Genomic DNA, 17,368 nt, shown 5'->3' on the forward strand with positions numbered 1-17,368 from the left:
AAAGCGCTGAATAATCAGCGCCTTTGATGTGAAGAAGAAAACAGCTTATTTCGCGTCGGCAAGGACTTTGCTGACGATTTCTACCGCTTCTTTCTCGATTTGTTCACGGTGTTCAGCACCGAGGAAGCTTTCACAATAGATTTTGTAGGCTTCTTCTGTGCCGGACGGACGTGCCGCAAACCAGCCGTTTTTGGTCATCACTTTCAGACCGCCAATGGACGCACCGTTACCCGGCGCGTTGGTCAGGCGGGCGGTGATCGGGTCACCGGCCAGGGTGTCTGCTTTCACCTGTTCAGGAGAAAGTTTAGACAGAGCGGCTTTCTGTGCGTGCGTCGCAGGCGCCTGAATACGGTTGTAGCTTGGTGCGCCAAAGCGGGCCGCCAGCTCGTTGTAATGTTCCTGCGGATTCTTGCCGGTGACGGCGGTGATTTCCGCGGCCAGCAGACACATGATGATGCCGTCTTTGTCGGTTGACCACGGTGTGCCGTCGAAACGCAGGAATGAAGCCCCGGCACTTTCTTCGCCACCAAAACCGAAGCTGCCGTCAAACAGACCGTCAACGAACCATTTGAAACCGACCGGCACTTCCACCAGCTTACGGCCCAAATCTTCCACCACGCGGTCGATCATCGCACTGGAAACCAGCGTCTTACCGACGGCAACGTCTTTGCCCCACTGCGGACGGTGCTGGAACAGGTACTGAATCGCCACCGCCAGATAATGGTTCGGGTTCATCAGACCGGCAGGTGTCACGATACCGTGGCGGTCATAATCCGGGTCGTTAGCGAAAGCCAGATCGAACTTATCACGCAGGGCCAGCAGACCGGCCATCGCCGATTCAGACGAGCAGTCCATGCGGATCACGCCGTCGTGGTCGAGATGCATGAAACGGAAAGTCTGATCGACTTCATCGTTCACCAGCGTCAGATCCAGTTTGTAATGTTCCGCGATACGCTTCCAGTATTCGATACCGGAACCGCCGAGCGGATCCACACCCAGTTTCAGACCGGCTTTCTGAATCGCGGCCATATCCACGATATCGGTCAGCCCTTCGATAAATGGCTGCACCAGATCTTTCGCCACCAGATGGCCGCTTTTCCACGCCTGATCGAGAGACTGACGTTTCACACCGGAAAGCTTAGCCGCCAGCAATGCGTTAGCACGCTTCTCGATTACCGAGGTCAGATTGGTATCTGCCGGGCCGCCGTTGGTCGGGTTATATTTGATGCCGCCATCTTCCGGCGGGTTGTGCGAAGGCGTGATGACGATGCCATCTGCCAGCGCGCCGCCGTTGCGGTTGTGGGTCAGGATGGCGTGAGACACGGCCGGTGTCGGCGTGAATCCGTTGTCTTCCTGAACAATGACATCCACGCCATTGGCGGTCAGCACTTCCAGCACAGAGATAAATGCCGGTTCGGACAGCGCATGGGTATCTTTACCCACGTAGCACGGGCCGGTGGTGCCCTGCTCTTTACGCACTTCAGCAATTGCCTGAGCAATCGCCAGGATGTGCGCTTCATTAAAGCTGTGACGCAACGAACTACCGCGATGGCCGGACGTGCCGAATTTCACCGCGTGTGCAGTGTTAGCCGGATCCGGTTGCAGAACGTAATACTGTGACGTTAACTGCGCCACATTGATCAAATCGCTTTGCTGAGCAGGTTGCCCTGCACGGGGGTGATTAGCCACTGGCGCTTCTCCCTTACGCTGAAATTTAGAGGGTGCCGCACACTTTGTCAGTCAGTTCCGCCGGGAACTGCATGAGCTGCATGATGTGTTCGATCATGCTGCGTTTGCGACCTGTGTTGGTATTCGTAATAACCCAATACGGCGTTCCGGGAACGTGTTTAGGCTTGGTATGAATGCCGTTTTGCAGCAGGGTTTGCTGGTCACCGGCAAAATAGGTCCGCGTGCGGCCGGTCAGAGAGTCGGTCGCCGTCGCAAATTCTTTCGGGTTGAGGGTATACAAGGTCGACAGGATCAGCATAAAGCGGTTCACCGCTTTGCTTTGTTCTGCGTATTCATCGGACAGCAGCAGTTCACGGACGGCGCGGACTTTATCACGCGACGTCGGCGCTGCGGCGGCGGCAGGTTTTTCCTGCGCGACAGTGCCGGCGATAACAGAAGGGGTCACTGGCGCGGCAGGAGCGGTCTGACCGGCAGTAAACTTCAACATACGGCGTAAAATATCAGACGCGCTTTCACCGATTGCTTGCGTATGGCTGGCAATATAGCGGTAGAGTTCTTCGTCAACCTCAATAGTTTTCATCTTTATCCAGTACTGTTTTTCTACTTAATTCATTCAAAAGGATTATACAAATTTCTACGCAGTAACAAACAGAGGAATTGCGCCGCGAAGCAAAATCCAGACAACTTCCCGATTTTGCTGCATGCTGACATCAACCCGCCGGCTTCCTGATAGACAAATCCCGCTCTGGCATCTGGCAGACACTTTCTGTTTTCAAAAATTATCCGCAAGTCATGATAACCTAATGAGATTGTTTATCTGTATGAACTTCGCTATGAAATTACATTATCGCCTGCAAGAAGCTGACGTCGCCGGCAGCACCGCCCTGCCGGTTTTACTGATCCACGGCCTGTTCGGCACCCTCGATAATCTGGGCATTCTGGCCCGCGACCTGAGAAAACAGCATAACGTGTTACAGGTGGATTTGCGTAATCACGGTCAGTCAGGACGCGCCGGCGAGATGTCTTATGCCGCCATGGCGCAGGATTTAGTGGAAACGCTGGATGAGGTGGGTTTCCAAAAAATCATCGTTATCGGTCACTCAATGGGCGGAAAAGCGGCAATGGCGCTGACGGCGCTGATCCCTGATCGCATCGAAAAGCTGATCGCCATTGATGTCGCGCCGGTGGATTACCACGTGCGCCGTCATGATGAGATTTTTGCGGCAATTAACGCGGTAACCGACGCCGGACTCCGCGACCGCACCTCGGCCACTGAGTGTATGCGTAAGTATATAAAGGAAGACGGCGTGATCCAGTTCCTGCTGAAATCGTTCCAGCAGGGAGAATGGCGTTTCAACGTGCCGGTGCTGCTGAGCGAATACGACACCATTACCGGCTGGGAAGAGGTGCCACCGTGGGATCATCCGGCGCTGTTTATCCGTGGCGGTTTATCGCCGTATGTGCAGGATGAATATCGCGATGCGATTGCCCGCCAGTTCCCGCAGGCCAAAGCGCATGTGGTGGCGGGAGCGGGTCATTGGGTGCACGCCGAAAAACCCGATGCGGTGCTGCGCGCTGTGCATCGTTTCATCGATGCAGCCTGAGGTTTAACATCCTGGGGATAAATTGTGCAAAAAGTCTGCACAACTTAGGAAGTTATCATGAAATCAGGGCAATCAGGCGTTGTGAACCCCAGGCGCGCCAGTGTATGATTGCGCGCTATAATTTTGCCACCCCGTTTTACTCACTGTGAGTCGCGGGGGGTAAATTGGGTCAGGGTTTCTTAGCCCGAAATGTGTGAAACGCTCGTCAGGAACCGGCTTGCCGTTTTCCGATGTAAAAACTTCCCTGGTTGTACCGCTACCTATGGCAAAAGAACAACTGGATCGCACGACGATTGATCTGTTCGCAGATGACCGCCGTCCTGGGCGTCCAAAAACAAATCCGCTATCCCGTGATGAACAGCTCAGGATCAATAAGCGCAACCAGTTACGCCGCGATAAAGCGAGCGGCCTGCGTCGCGTGGAGCTGAAAATGAACGCCGATGCTGTTGATATGCTCAATAAGCTGGCAGAAGAACGCAATATCAGTCGTAGCGAATTGATTGAAGAGATGCTGCTGTCGCATCTTAACGGTCATGAAGGCTGATTGAAAACGGGTAACCCTCTCAGGCTACCCGTTTGTTTTTTCTTAACTATTCCACGCTAACGCTTTTCTTCCCCCTCAGAACGTTTCCCAGTTTTCAGCACTTTTCGCCGAAAGCATGCCGGTATCCGGACGCAGTAATGGCGCGGAAATTGACTTCGCCGGACGCGATCCGACGCTGGTCACGCTGTCTTTCAGCTTGAACGTGGCGACGGCGTTGTTCAGCAATGACGCCTGTTCTTCCAGCGAAACCGCAGCCTGCGATGCCTGTTCCACCAGCGCGGCGTTCTGCTGCGTCACGCTGTCCATTTCAGTGACGGCCACCGCCACCTGGCTGATGCCTTTGCTTTGTTCATCAGACGCAGACGCGATTTCCGCCATGATATCGGTGACGTGCGTAATGGAACGCACCACTTCATTCATGGTCTGACCGGCGTTTTCAACCAGCCGCGAACCGCTGTCGACGCGGGAAACCGATTCGCTGATCAGCTGCTCGATTTCCTTCGCCGCCTGCGCACTGCGCTGTGCCAGATTGCGCACTTCGCTGGCGACCACCGCAAAACCCCGTCCCTGCTCGCCCGCACGCGCGGCTTCAACCGCGGCGTTCAGCGCCAGAATGTTGGTCTGGAAAGCGATGCTGTTAATGACCGACGTGATTTCGGCAATTTTCTTCGAGCTGCCGGAGATGTCTTTCATGGTGCTGACCACATCCGCGACGATATTCCCGCCGCGCTGCGCGGTACCGGAGGCTTCAATCACCAGCTGGCTGGCGTGATGCGCGTTATCGGCATTGTGTTTCACGGTAGCGGTCAGTTCTTCCATGCTGGCGGCGGTTTCTTCCAGCGCCGAGGCCTGTTCTTCTGTACGGGAAGACAGATCGTTGTTACCGGCTGAAATCTCTGACGCGCCCTGATAAATGTGGTTGGTACAGTTACGGATGGTTTGGACGGTATTCACCAGACTCAGCTGCATTAAGTTCAGCAACGGGATCAGCTTACCGGCACAGTTTTTACCGAACTCTTCCAGATAATGCGTCAGGTCGCCGCTGGCGATCACCGCGAAATGGTCGCGGATTTGATCCAGTGGTCTCACCAGCGCCATCACCAGATAACGGTCGGTCAGGAGTAAAATCACCAGCCCGATACCAAACGCCGTCAGCAAAATCACTTTGCCGATGGAGGTCAGATGGGTCGATTGACGTTGCGCCGCATCGAAATCAACGGCGATCTGGCCGCTGACGTTTTCCATGGACGCGCCAAAGCTGCGGCTCAGCGCAGGGACGGTTGAATTGGCGAGCTGGTTATAAGTCCCGATATCCTTGCTGCTCGCGGCGGCAAATAACGGCGTGACGCCCTGCGTGATCAGGTTGTCCCAGTTAGTGCTCAGTTCCTGAACGGCGGCTTCTTCCAGACCTGGATGCGGCGCTGTTTTAAAACTGGCCAGCGCCTGCGTCAGTCCGTCGAGGGATTGTTTCGCGGTATCAAAAATTTCCGGCCCTTTTGATGGGTCGGCCTGAAGCTGTGCGACGGCGCGGCTCAGGCGCGTCACGGTACGAAAATACTGATCATTACCTTTGTTGATCAGCGCCATATTGTTGACCAGCTCGGTACTGTTTTTGGTATTTTGCGTCAGCGTGTCAAGTGAGGAGACGGTGTAAAGGGAAACACCGGCCCACATGACGCAGAAGATGCCAAGAATCGTTAATAATGCGGCCCTGATGGTGATATTTTTTAAAAACTGCACGATATGCCTCTCTCGAAACAGGACTGTTTCTGGTCTGAGGATTGACGGGGATGCGGAGAATCAAGACAGGTAACCAGCAGGCAAGTGCCCCAGGACATGTTTGAACACCTCTCCGGGCATCGATTTCTTTATTATGTTGAGATTGCTCTCGCATCATCTATCGGCGGGATGTGCTCGAAATTTAGTATTGTGTCGACTTATTTCTCAACTTTGCTTTTAACCTCAATAAGTTTGAGGTTTATTGGCGGTTTTGGAAAACACACAAAGGCGATAACACTTTAAAATATTGCCCGATAAACTTATTTCCCAGTCAAGAAGGCGGCCGGAAGCATATTCTCCGCCTCGCGAGTTTGCTATCATCTGCATTATTATTGCCTGCGATGCAGGGCACTTCATTTAGAACAAGAGGTTAGGTAATCTTATGGCCGTTGTAGGTATCTTCTTTGGATCCGATACAGGTAACACCGAAAACATCGCAAAAATGATCCAGAAGCAATTGGGTAAAGATGTTGCAGAGGTGCATGACATTGCGAAGAGCAGCAAAGAGGATCTGGAAAAATTCGATATTTTGCTGATCGGCATTCCAACCTGGTATTACGGTGAAGCGCAGTGTGACTGGGACGACTTTTTCCCAACGCTGGAAGAGATAGATTTCGAAGGTAAGTTGGTCGCGCTGTTTGGTTGTGGCGATCAGGAAGACTATGCCGAATATTTCTGCGATGCACTGGGTACCGTGCGCGACATCATTGAGCCACGCGGCGCGGTGATTGTCGGTCACTGGCCAACCGAAGGTTACCACTTCGAAGCATCCAAAGGCCTGGCAGACGATAAGCACTTCATTGGGCTGGCAATTGACGAAGACCGTCAGCCAGAACTGACCAACGAACGTGTTGATGCCTGGGTAAAACAGATCACAGAAGAACTCAGCCTTTCTGAAATTATTGGCTAAAAACCCTGTTGGCCCTGAGGATTTATTCTACAATTGAAGGGCCAAACTATTACTGAAATTAACAATTTAACTGCTACAAAATTGTAACTTTCAGTCGTATCAAGGTACACTGAGTTCATCTGTTTTTTCTATCGATCAAGTCGTTGCATTCCAAATGTGACCGGCACTTTGTGATCTTTATTAACAGGCTGTCGTTGACGAGAATTGGCACATTTGCGTTAAACGAAGAGACTATACGAATAATTTTGTGCCGCCGATGCCACAGGCTGCATGCCTCAACTTGATTAGCACATAGTAACAGGACTGAATCCGCATGACTGACAACAACACCGCACTGAAGAAAGCCGGCTTAAAAGTCACGCTTCCGCGCCTCAAAATCCTGGAAGTGCTGCAAGCGCCGGAAGGTCATCACGTTAGTGCGGAAGATCTTTACAAGCAACTGATTGATATGGGTGAAGAAATTGGCCTGGCGACGGTTTACCGCGTTCTGAACCAGTTTGACGACGCCGGTATTGTCACCCGTCATAACTTCGAAGGCGGCAAGTCCGTATTCGAACTGACCCAGCAACATCACCATGACCACCTGATCTGTCTGGATTGTGGCCGTGTGATTGAATTCCGTGACGAATATATTGAAGGTCGTCAGCGTGAGATTGCTAAGAAACATGGCATCAAACTGACCAACCACAGTCTGTATCTGTACGGTCACTGTGAAGCAGGCGACTGCCGTGAAGATGACTCTTTGCATAACGATAAACCTGCGCTGTAATCTGCACGGGCTTTGACTAAATTAACCGCTGAAAAGCGGTTTTTTTATGTCTGCAATCTGGCAGAGGGCAGAGGCAAAAAACCCCGGCAAGCCGGGGTTTTGATTTCTGCATCCGTGTTCTGGTGTTGAGTTACTTTTCCGGTGCGTTATTCGCTCTGATTTCCTGCCAGATTTTCCCGCAATCGGCGGCAAAGGCCTGACCGTTTCCGGTTTTACGGGCGGTAAGGCAGCGCTGATAATCCACCACGCGCACTGTCTCCTGTTCTGCAAATTGCTGGTGTGCTTTTTCCTGTTTCAGCTTGTTGAGCATCACCTGACAGGATGCCAGTTTGTCCGCATCGCCTTCCGCCGTATTGATACAGGTCCGGTAATCTTCCCGCGTTTTGGAGATTTCTGCCTGATCAGCGGTAGGTGCACAACCGGCCAGAAGCACGGACGACATCACAATCATCAGTAATTTATTCATCGACATAACGACCTCAGAAAATAGTGAATGGAGCGATGACAATGAATTTCACGTCTTTTTCATCCTGGAATATGTTGCCGTACCCGCCACTCCAGCTCGGAAGATCAGAGTGGTTGTCGTATTGGGTGTAATGCAGTTTGAACAGCGTCCCTTTGGCGCGCCCTTCCTGAATGGTATACAGCGCATCCAGACTCCAGGCGCTTTCTTTCAGGCGCTGGCTCTGATCGTAGGCCGCATTGGTGCTCGGTTTGGCATCCCACGCATAGACGTACGAACCACCGACCGCGAAGCCCGGCAGATCCCATTTCGCCAGATCATAAAGCACGCCGGCATACACGGCTTTCTCACCGTTGGCGTTGAAGTCAGAACGGTTATCCCACCACACGTCAAGACGACCGTTTGAAGAGGAATAGGTCGGGGTCATACGTTGCAGGAAGTAACCCTGATTCCCTTCGGCCTTCACCATCGTCCCTTCCAGACGCCAGTTAAACTGACCGGTGGTATAGCCGAAAGTCAGCGCCTGCAGCCATGCCAGTCCGTCATACAGACTGTTCGGATCATTCTTGTCACTGATGCGATCTTCTGCACCATAGAACTGATAGCTGGTGGTCAGCGGATTGCCCATCAGATCAATTTTGTAAGAGGCCTTGGCAAAGTACTGATCAACATAACTTTCAGCCTGACCAAATGCGCCTTCCAGCACGAAATCATTTTTAAAATCGTATTTCGCCCCGACCGAGTGAAGATAAGAAACGCCGGTCTTTTTGTCATTCTGGCGGAAATCATCCATTTCCAGATGCCACGGGGATTTGTATTCGTCGGTCCACATGTAGGAGAAGCTCAGCTCACCCGGATCACCGAAATCATGTTTATATCCGGCTTCCGCACCGCGATAGGTTCCCGGCATAAAGCTCCAGTGTGGCGCGATCAGCGTTTGTCCGGTGGGCTGAATGTAACCCGCATGTCCCCAGAATCCGCCGTATTTGAATTTTCCGGCGGCCTTATACAGGCTGATGCCGCTTTTATCGCCGGAATAGTCTTCGTCGTACGCGCGGTTGCTGTTGGAGAAGGCGATTTCGTTGGGGTGTCCGCTCTCGCTGCTTTCGGCCATTTCAATTGCCGTGAAAGCGGCGATATCAATACCGAACATGTCCCAGGCATAGCCGGAAGAAAAGTCGAGGTTCAGGTTAGCGGTAGAATGGGAAAGGTTGGTTGTATAGTCTTTGTAGCTGTCACTCGCCGGATCCATGTCCTTGCGGTCACGTTGACGCTGCCAGTAATACACGCCGCCGGTCAGTGTCGAATCATCAATAAAGCCTGCCGCGTTGGCATCTTCAGCGAACATCATTCCGCCACCCAGTAGGGTGCCGGCCAGGGAATATATCGCAGGTTTCAGGTAAGCCGATCCCCTGCCCCTGTTACGGTGCTTGTGCATAGAGATTCCTCATGTTGACTAAAAAAACGAGCAAAACCCAAACGGGTATAAAAAGCGGCCGCCAGAGGCGTAACCGTATAAAACAGGTTTAGAGTATTTTTCGCGACGCGAATTATCAATGAGTAATTCATCATTGATCGCCGAAATATGACAAAGTGCACATAAAGATGAAAAAGTGTTACAGAGGGTCTCAGGAAAGAATTAAAGCAGTGGATTAACTAAATAAATAACGAAAACAAGCAATTAAATAAAATAACCTTACAGTTTAAACGTTTCAGCAATACAACAGCTCGCGCCGTATCGTTTAAAAAGCAAGCATAGGAAATACATTAATTCGCGACGAGAAACAAAACCCATTACGATTATCACAGGCAAAAAAAAACGCAGCCGGAGCTGCGTTTTATCATCTGACACTGAAGGCTTACACGACGGGTTTGCTTTCCCAGGTATCACGCAGGCCAACGGTACGGTTAAACACCAGATGTTCAGCTCTTGAGTAGCGGCTGTCGGCGCAGAAGTAACCTTCACGCTCGAACTGCAGGCTGATTTCAGCCTGTGCAGCCACCAGTGATGGCTCCACGAAACCGTGGGAAATCACCAGAGATTCCGGGTTGATGGTGGTCAGGAAATCTTCTGCCTGACCCGGGTTGGCGACGCTGAACAGACGGTCATACAGGCGGAACTCCGCCGGTTTGCCTTCTGACGCCGAAACCCAGTGGATCACGCCTTTCACCTTGCGGCCATCGGCAGGATCTTTGCTCAGTGTATCGATATCGTAAGAACAGAAGATCGTGGTGATATTGCCTTCTGCATCTTTCTCGATACGTTCTGCTTTGATCACATACGCATTGCGCAGACGCACTTCTTTGCCGAGCACCAGACGCTTGTATTGCTTGTTCGCTTCTTCGCGGAAATCTGCCTGATCGATATAAATCTCACGGGTAAATGGCACTTCGCGGGTGCCCATTTCCGGTTTGCTCGGGTGGTTCGGCATTTTCACCCTCTGCACGTCATCACCGGTAAAGTTTTCAATGATCACTTTAACCGGGTTGATCACCGCCATGGCGCGCGGTGCATTTTCGTTCAGATCGTCACGGATACAGGATTCCAGCGCCATCATTTCGACGTTGTTATCTTGCTTGGTGACGCCGATACGACGGCAGAATTCACGGATAGACGCAGCGGTGTAACCACGACGACGCAGACCTGAAACGGTCGGCATACGCGGGTCGTCCCAGCCTTCCACAATCTTCTCGGTCACCAGCTGGTTCAGCTTACGCTTAGACATGATGGAGTACTCGAGATTCAGACGGGAGAACTCGTACTGACGCGGGTGGCATGGAATGGAGATGTTATCCAGAACCCAGTCGTACAGACGACGGTTGTCCTGGAATTCCAGCGTACACAGCGAATGGGTGATCCCTTCCAGCGCATCGGAAATGCAGTGGGTGAAATCGTACATCGGATAGATGCACCATTTTTTGCCGGTCTGGTGGTGTTCTGCAAACTTAATACGGTACAGAACCGGATCGCGCATCACGAAGAAAGGCGACGCCATATCGATTTTTGCACGCAGACAGGCAGCGCCTTCGGCAAATTCACCGTTACGCATTTTCTCAAACAGCGCGATGTTCTCTTCCACTGAACGGTCACGGTACGGGCTGTTTTTGCCCGGAGACGTCAGCGAGCCGCGGTATTCACGGATCTGATCCGGTGACAGTTCGTCAACGTACGCCAGACCTTTGTTGATCAGTTCCAGCGCATAAGCGTGCAGTTGATCAAAATAGTCTGAAGAGTAGTGAATATCACCGCTCCAGTCGAAACCTAACCACTGGACGTCGTGTTTGATCGACTCAACGAATTCGATGTCTTCTTTTGCCGGGTTGGTATCGTCAAAACGCAGGTTGCACTGCCCCTGATAGTCTTGCGCAATGCCGAAGTTCAGGCAGATAGATTTCGCATGACCGATATGCAGATAGCCATTTGGCTCAGGCGGGAAACGGGTATGAACGGTATTGTGTTTCCCGGTCGCCAGATCTTCATCAATAATCTGACGGATAAAATTTGTTGGGCGGGCTTCAGCCTCACTCATTGTGCAATTCCTCTACGCAACATTGACTCTACGGATAACCGCTTATGTTCCAACAAGCCACGTCGGGAAACAACCGTTAGTTGCATAAAATCGTGGTTATCTCTGTGCCGTCTGTTCTGAAACAATAAAAAACGGGAAGAGATCGCTCTCTTCCCGTCAGGGGACTTTTCACTGTCAGCCGTTCAGAGACGTTATTTGCCCTGAATGTCGAACAGTTTGCTCTGACCGGCGACCACAGAACCGCTGGCCAGCGCAGTCACACCGGTGTAATCATCAATATTGCTGACCACAACAGGGCTGATCATTGAACGCGCGTGAGCGTTCAGGTAATCCAGATCCAGCTCGAGAACAGGCTGTCCGGCAGTGACCGTGGCCCCTTCTTCGACCAGGCGGGTAAAGCCCTGACCGTTCAGCGCAACGGTATCAATCCCCATATGCACCACGATTTCAGCACCGGAAGTGGTTTCCAGGCAGAACGCGTGATTGGTATTGAAGATTTTCACCACGGTACCGGCAGCAGGCGCTACCACGATTTTATCCGTCGGACGAATGGCCACGCCATCACCCACCGCTTTGCTGGCAAAGGCTTCATCAGGGACCTGATCCAGCGCCACGATGTCACCGGTGACCGGCGATACCAGCGTTTCTGCCACGGTTTTCACGCTGTTGGGTACAGCCTGAGGCTTGATTTCAGACACTGGCGCAGCCGGCGTCGCAGTAGCCGCAGCAATCGGGCCTGCATTCAGTGCCGTGCGCATCGCACCGGCAATGATTTCAGCACGGGTACCGACAATCACCTGCACGCTTTGCTTGTTCAGGCGGATAACCCCTGAAGCACCCAGACGTTTTGCCAACCCGTCATTCACCAGCGCGGAGTCTTTCACGTTCAGGCGCAGGCGGGTGATACAGGCATCAATACCGGTGAGGTTTTCTGAACCGCCGATGGCACTGATATAACGACGTGCCAGAGCAACCGTTTCGTCGCCTTTATTGCCCGCAGATTCCACATCAACGTCATAACCGTCAGTTTCGTCACCGGCAACCGCCAGCTCACGACCCGGCGTCAGCAGGTTGAATTTCTGAATGGTGAAACGGAACACCACATAGTAAATCACGAAGAACACCAGACCCTGAGGGATCAGCATGTACCAGTGAGTCGCCAGCGGGTTACGGGAAGACAGCACCATATCCACCAAACCTGCGCTGAAGCCGAAACCGGCAATCCAGTGCATGCTTGCGGCGATGAAGACCGAAATACCGGTCAGCACGGCGTGGATAACATACAGAACCGGCGCAACGAACATGAAGGAGAATTCCAGCGGTTCGGTGATACCCGTGAAGAAGGAAGCGAAAGCGGCAGCCATCATGATACCGGCAACTTTTGCCTTGTTTTCAGGACGTGCGCAGTGGTAAATCGCCAGCGCCGCACCCGGAAGACCGAACATCATGATCGGGAAGAAGCCCGCCTGATAACGACCGGTGATACCCACAACCGCTTTACCTGCCTGGATAGATTCCTGGCCGCCAAGGAAGTTAGGGATGTCGTTAATGCCTGCCACGTCAAACCAGAACACGGAGTTCAGGGCGTGATGCAGACCGACCGGGATCAGTAAACGGTTGAAGAAAGCATAGATACCGGCACCGGCAGAACCGAGTTGCTGGATGTGCTCACCGAAGGTCACCAGACCGTTGAAGATCAGAGGCCAGACATACATCAGAATGAAGGCAACGATGATCATCAGGAAAGAGGTGAGGATCGGCACCAGACGACGACCGCTGAAGAAAGACAACGCTTTCGGCAACTCAACGTGGCTGAAGCGGTTGTACAACTCAGCGGAAATGATACCGACTAAGATACCGACGAACTGGTTATTGATTTTACCAAATGCCGCCGGCACCTGGTCTAACGGGATCTTCTGAATCATTGACACGGCTGCTGGCGAACACAGCGTGGTCAGCACCAGGAAACCGACAAAACCGGTCAGTGCAGCCGCACCGTCTTTGTCTTTGGACATGCCATACGCCACACCGATCGCAAACAGTACGGACATGTTTTCGATGATAGCGGAACCCGATTTAATGAAAAATGCCGCCAGTGCATTGTCTCCACCCCAGCCCACAGGGTCGATCCAATAACCGACACCCATAAGAATGGCGGCGGCTGGCAACGTAGCGACTGGCACCATCAATGCCCGGCCAATCTTTTGTAAATAACTCAGTATATTCAACATTCCCCCTACTCGCCCGTAAGCGAATCACCTAAGTAGTTTAATTAGTATGTTTACTACCTTTTACATTTACCGTTCCGATTTAACCAACTGCGATTGCGAGTGTAAAAAGATTATTTCGTATCGCAAATTAAAACCTCTCTTTTTGTGAGAATCGTCACCAAAAAGAGGTCATAACATGCCATTACACTGGTCAAGACACCAAACTTATTTTATCATTAAAAAAATCCAGACGGCATTGTGCCAGTCATAAACCGCTGCGGTGGTTTACGCTTAACAAGACCGCCTTTGAACCGACGAACTTCGTTTTTGCTTTGACTACGGATATCCGCAGTCCCTGACCTTGCAGGAAGGCGGCAATCGAGTGGATCCCGATGAGCTTACACAGGTAAGTGATCCGGGTGAGCGAGAGCAGCCAACGCCCCTGCAACGTCAAGAACAAAGGATATCAACAGTATATTCAATATTCTGAAAAACTAGAGGTATGTGATGAGACTTATTCCTTTAAACACCACCACTGAAGTTGGCAAATGGGCTGCACGTCATATCGTTGAACGTATCAATGCTTTCAAACCCACTGCCGACCGCCCGTTTGTTCTGGGCTTACCTACCGGTGGTACCCCGCTCGAAGCGTATAAACATTTAATCGCCATGCATAAAGCAGGCCAGGTTAGCTTTAAGCACGTTGTTACCTTCAATATGGATGAATATGTTGGTCTGCCGCAGGAACACCCTGAGAGCTATCATACCTTCATGTACAAAAACTTCTTTGACCACGTTGATATTCCACGCGAAAACATCAATCTGCTGAATGGTAATGCGCCAGACGTCAACGAAGAATGCCGCCAGTACGAAGCAAAAATTAAGTCTTACGGCAAAATTCACCTGTTCATGGGTGGCGTGGGCAACGACGGTCATATCGCATTCAACGAACCGGCGTCTTCTCTGGCTTCCCGCACCCGCATCAAAACCCTGACGCATGAAACCCGCATCGCGAACTCACGTTTCTTCGACAACGATGTCTCCCAGGTGCCAAAATACGCCCTGACCGTTGGCGTGGGCACGCTGCTGGACGCAGAAGAAGTGATGATTCTGGTGACCGGCCACGCGAAAGCGCAGGCGCTGGAAGCGGCGGTAGAAGGCAATATCAACCACATGTGGACCATCAGTTGCCTGCAATTGCACGCAAAAGCCGTTATGGTGTGCGACGAACCGTCCACCATGGAACTGAAAGTCAAAACTGTTAAATATTTCCGCGAGTTAGAAGCGGAAAATATGAAAAATCTTTAATTAACTGAGTCCCCGAAAGCATTTGAGTTGCAGCAAGGCGGCAACTGAACGAATCTCCGCGAGCTTACTGAAGTAAGTGACCGGAGTGAGTAAAGGTAGCCAACGCCGCTGCGGCTCAAAGGATAAAGGGGAATGGGGGCATGATGTACGCATTAGTGAACTGCCGGGTTTATACCGGTCATGACGTTCTGGATAACCACGCGGTAGTGATTGCGGATGGCAAAATCGAACGTGTCTGCCCGGTGAGTGAATTGCCGGCGAATGTGGAAACCCGCAGTCTGGACGGCGCCATTCTTGCCCCCGGATTTATCGATCTGCAACTGAACGGTTGTGGCGGCGTGCAGTTCAACGATTCACTGGAAGCGATTTCCGTGGAAACGTTAGAAATCATGCAGAAAGCCAATGAAAAATCGGGCTGTACCAGTTTCTTACCGACGCTGATCACCTGTAGCGATGACTACATGAAACACGGTATCAGCGTGATGCGTACCTATCTGGAAAAATATCCGAATCAGGCGCTCGGTCTGCATCTTGAAGGGCCGTACCTCAGCCCGGAGAAAAAAGGCACGCATAATCCGGCCTTTATTCGTCTGCCAGACAGCGCCATGATCGATTTCCTGTGCGCCAATGCGGATGTCATCAGCCAGCTGACGCTCGCGCCAGAACAGGTTGAAGCGAAATATATCCGCCAGTTGCGCGACGCCGGTATTGTGATTTCCGCAGGCCACTCAAATTCAACTTACGCACAGGCGCGTGAAGGTTTCGCGGCCGGTATCAGCTTCGCCACGCACCTTTATAATGCAATGCCTGCCATCACCGGCCGTCAGCCTGGCCTGATTGGTGCAATCTTCGATACGCCGGAAGTCTATACCGGAGTGATTGCTGACGGCCTGCACGTCGACTGGGCGAACATCCGCAACGCGAAAAAGCTCAAAGGCGAGAAGCTGGTGCTGGTCACTGACGCCACTGCGCCCGCAGGTGCGAATATTGATGAGTTCATTTTTGCCGGTAAAACAATATACTACCGTGACGGACTCTGTGTGGACGAAAACGGAACACTGAGCGGCTCTGCCCTGACAATGATTGAAGCGGTGCAAAACAGCGTCGAACATGTCGGGATTGCGCTGGATGAAACGCTGCGTATGGCATCGCTTTATCCGGCACGCGCCATTGGTGTTGACAGCCAACTGGGCAGCATTGAAGCAGGTAAAGTCGCCAACCTCACCGCGTTCACTCATGATTTTAAAATCACAAAAACTATCGTTAATGGTGACGAAGTTTAATTGAGCGGATAACAGCATTGATGACAACTGGCGGACAGCAGGCACAAATCGGCAACGTTGATCTGGTTAAGCAGTTAAACGGCGCGGCGGTTTACCGCCTGATTGACCAACAAGGTCCCATCTCGCGCATTCAGATTGCCGACATGAGTCAGTTAGCGCCCGCCAGTGTGACCAAAATTACCCGACAATTACTTGAGCGCGGGCTGATTAAAGAAGTCGATCAGCAGGCTTCCACCGGTGGTCGCCGCGCCATTTCTATCATCACAGAAACCCGCCCTTTCCATACTATCGCCGTGCGTCTTGGCCGCCATGACGCAACGATTACGCTCTACGATCTCAGCGCCAAATCACTGGCGGAACAACATTACGCCCTGCCGGAACGCACTCAGGAAACGCTGGAGAACGCGCTCTTTGAGGCCATCCGTCAATTTATTGAGCTGAACCAGCGCAAGATCCGCGAACTGATTGCCATTTCCGTCATCCTCCCCGGTCTGGTGGATCCGAATAAAGGTATCGTGCGCTACATGCCGCATATCAGCGTCGGCGCATGGAAATTAGTGGATGCGCTGGAAGCAAAATTTAAAGTCACCAGTTTTGTCGGTCACGATATCCGCAGTCTGGCGCTTGCCGAGCACTACTTCGGTGCAACCCGCGACTGTCAGGACTCCATTTTGGTTCGTTTACACCGTGGTACCGGCGCCGGGATCATCGTTAACGGGCAGATTTTTCTCGGCAGTAACGGCAACGTCGGTGAAATCGGTCATATCCAGATCGACCCACTGGGCGAACGCTGTCATTGCGGAAATTTCGGCTGTCTGGAAACCGTGGCCGCGAACGCCGCCATCGAAAACCGCGTGCGCCATCTGCTGACACAAGGCTACGCCAGTAAGCTCAGCCTCGATGACTGCTCTATTTCCGCGATCTGCAAAGCAGCCAACCGCCACGATGCGCTGGCGACGGAAGTGATTGAACACGTGGGCCGCCAGTTGGGCAAAGGCGTGTCGATCGCGATAAACCTGTTTAATCCGCAAAAAGTCGTGATTGCCGGTGAAATTACCGAAGCGGATAAGGTCCTGCTTCCGGCCATTCAGAACTGCATTAATGCGCAGGTTCTGAAAGATTTCCGCCGTAATTTACCGGTTGTGACGTCAGCCCTGAATCATCAGTCAGCCATTGGCGCATTTGCCCTGGTCAAACGGGCGATGCTCAACGGGGTTCTGTTACAGCGCCTGATGGAAAACTGAGGCGTGCTATAGTATCTGGCTGTCAGAAAGGGGAC

The 17,368-nt window shown here is 52.1% G+C and carries 14 protein-coding genes; 7 read left to right on the plus strand and 7 right to left on the minus strand.

Going from position 1 to position 17,368, the window contains the following annotated elements:
* Positions 1–45: 45 nt before the first annotated feature.
* Together pgm and seqA are read right to left on the minus strand one after the other, a co-directional pair.
* The gene (gene pgm, locus J9880_RS01555) at positions 46–1,689 is read right to left on the minus strand and encodes a phosphoglucomutase (alpha-D-glucose-1,6-bisphosphate-dependent) (RefSeq protein ID WP_095921182.1); all 1,644 of its coding nucleotides are present in this window, start codon (positions 1,687–1,689) and stop codon (positions 46–48) included.
* Positions 1,690–1,714: 25 nt separating this feature from the next.
* Positions 1,715–2,269 (minus strand): replication initiation negative regulator SeqA, encoded by a 555-nt coding sequence (gene seqA / locus J9880_RS01560; RefSeq protein ID WP_095921181.1) that lies wholly within the window; start codon positions 2,267–2,269, stop codon positions 1,715–1,717.
* Between the two features lie 241 nt (positions 2,270–2,510).
* Here seqA and ybfF point away from each other — a divergent pair, with 241 nt between their 5' ends.
* A complete protein-coding gene (gene ybfF / locus J9880_RS01565; RefSeq protein ID WP_232769997.1) occupies positions 2,511–3,293 on the plus strand; it encodes an esterase in 783 nt (260 codons plus the stop codon).
* 262 nt (positions 3,294–3,555) lie between these two features.
* Positions 3,556–3,837: a LexA regulated protein gene (ybfE, locus tag J9880_RS01570; protein WP_015690259.1), complete on the plus strand. Its 282-nt coding sequence runs from the start codon at positions 3,556–3,558 to the stop codon at positions 3,835–3,837.
* A gap of 75 nt (positions 3,838–3,912) precedes the next feature.
* On the opposite strand, the gene J9880_RS01575 is transcribed toward ybfE, so the two are convergent.
* Positions 3,913–5,577: a methyl-accepting chemotaxis protein gene (locus tag J9880_RS01575; RefSeq protein WP_119826629.1), complete on the minus strand. Its 1,665-nt coding sequence runs from the start codon at positions 5,575–5,577 to the stop codon at positions 3,913–3,915.
* A gap of 421 nt (positions 5,578–5,998) precedes the next feature.
* Between J9880_RS01575 and fldA the strand changes: the two genes are divergently transcribed.
* The gene (fldA, locus tag J9880_RS01580; RefSeq protein ID WP_095921178.1) at positions 5,999–6,526 is read left to right on the plus strand and encodes a flavodoxin FldA; all 528 of its coding nucleotides are present in this window, start codon (positions 5,999–6,001) and stop codon (positions 6,524–6,526) included.
* Between the two features lie 313 nt (positions 6,527–6,839).
* Positions 6,840–7,295, plus strand: a complete 456-nt coding sequence (gene fur / locus J9880_RS01585) for a ferric iron uptake transcriptional regulator (RefSeq protein WP_095921177.1) — start codon at positions 6,840–6,842, stop codon at positions 7,293–7,295.
* A 130-nt stretch (positions 7,296–7,425) separates the two neighbouring features.
* On the opposite strand, the gene chiQ is transcribed toward fur, so the two are convergent.
* The 4 genes from chiQ to nagE all read right to left on the minus strand — a co-directional run bounded on the left by chiQ (position 7,426) and on the right by nagE (position 13,516).
* Positions 7,426–7,761 carry a ChiQ/YbfN family lipoprotein gene (chiQ, locus tag J9880_RS01590; RefSeq protein ID WP_165497928.1) on the minus strand — a complete coding sequence of 112 codons (336 nt, stop codon included), beginning with the start codon at positions 7,759–7,761 and terminating at the stop codon, positions 7,426–7,428.
* A 13-nt stretch (positions 7,762–7,774) separates the two neighbouring features.
* Positions 7,775–9,196, minus strand: coding sequence for a chitoporin ChiP (chiP, locus tag J9880_RS01595; protein ID WP_095921175.1), 1,422 nt, complete (start codon positions 9,194–9,196; stop codon positions 7,775–7,777).
* 421 nt (positions 9,197–9,617) lie between these two features.
* A complete protein-coding gene (gene glnS, locus J9880_RS01600) occupies positions 9,618–11,288 on the minus strand; it encodes a glutamine--tRNA ligase (RefSeq protein ID WP_232769998.1) in 1,671 nt (556 codons plus the stop codon).
* A gap of 191 nt (positions 11,289–11,479) precedes the next feature.
* Entirely contained in the window at positions 11,480–13,516 is a 2,037-nt protein-coding gene (nagE, locus tag J9880_RS01605) for an N-acetylglucosamine-specific PTS transporter subunit IIBC (RefSeq protein ID WP_119827442.1), read from the minus strand.
* Between the two features lie 489 nt (positions 13,517–14,005).
* Here nagE and nagB point away from each other — a divergent pair, with 489 nt between their 5' ends.
* The 3 genes from nagB to nagC all read left to right on the plus strand — a co-directional run bounded on the left by nagB (position 14,006) and on the right by nagC (position 17,333).
* On the plus strand, positions 14,006–14,806 hold the full coding sequence (gene nagB, locus J9880_RS01610; protein WP_095921172.1) for a glucosamine-6-phosphate deaminase: 801 nt from the start codon (positions 14,006–14,008) through the stop codon (positions 14,804–14,806).
* Positions 14,807–14,949: 143 nt separating this feature from the next.
* On the plus strand, positions 14,950–16,089 hold the full coding sequence (nagA, locus tag J9880_RS01615) for an N-acetylglucosamine-6-phosphate deacetylase (protein ID WP_119827444.1): 1,140 nt from the start codon (positions 14,950–14,952) through the stop codon (positions 16,087–16,089).
* 20 nt (positions 16,090–16,109) lie between these two features.
* A complete protein-coding gene (gene nagC, locus J9880_RS01620) occupies positions 16,110–17,333 on the plus strand; it encodes a DNA-binding transcriptional regulator NagC (RefSeq protein WP_095921171.1) in 1,224 nt (407 codons plus the stop codon).
* Positions 17,334–17,368: the final 35 nt, after the last annotated feature.

Source organism: Rahnella victoriana (assembly GCF_021276285.1).
In the GTDB taxonomy this organism is placed as follows: Bacteria; Pseudomonadota; Gammaproteobacteria; order Enterobacterales; family Enterobacteriaceae; genus Rahnella; species Rahnella victoriana.

Excerpts from the sequence above, each read along its gene's own strand:
- seqA (WP_095921181.1), bottom strand. The coding sequence starts at position 2,269 with ATGAAAACTATTGAGGTTGACGAAGAACTCTACCGCTATATTGCCAGC.
- ybfF (WP_232769997.1), top strand. The coding sequence starts at position 2,511 with ATGAACTTCGCTATGAAATTACATTATCGCCTGCAAGAAGCTGACGTC.
- ybfE (WP_015690259.1), top strand. The coding sequence starts at position 3,556 with ATGGCAAAAGAACAACTGGATCGCACGACGATTGATCTGTTCGCAGAT.
- fldA (WP_095921178.1), top strand. The coding sequence starts at position 5,999 with ATGGCCGTTGTAGGTATCTTCTTTGGATCCGATACAGGTAACACCGAA.
- fur (WP_095921177.1), top strand. The coding sequence starts at position 6,840 with ATGACTGACAACAACACCGCACTGAAGAAAGCCGGCTTAAAAGTCACG.
- chiQ (WP_165497928.1), bottom strand. The coding sequence starts at position 7,761 with ATGAATAAATTACTGATGATTGTGATGTCGTCCGTGCTTCTGGCCGGT.
- chiP (WP_095921175.1), bottom strand. The coding sequence starts at position 9,196 with ATGCACAAGCACCGTAACAGGGGCAGGGGATCGGCTTACCTGAAACCT.
- glnS (WP_232769998.1), bottom strand. The coding sequence starts at position 11,288 with ATGAGTGAGGCTGAAGCCCGCCCAACAAATTTTATCCGTCAGATTATT.
- nagB (WP_095921172.1), top strand. The coding sequence starts at position 14,006 with ATGAGACTTATTCCTTTAAACACCACCACTGAAGTTGGCAAATGGGCT.
- nagA (WP_119827444.1), top strand. The coding sequence starts at position 14,950 with ATGTACGCATTAGTGAACTGCCGGGTTTATACCGGTCATGACGTTCTG.
- nagC (WP_095921171.1), top strand. The coding sequence starts at position 16,110 with ATGACAACTGGCGGACAGCAGGCACAAATCGGCAACGTTGATCTGGTT.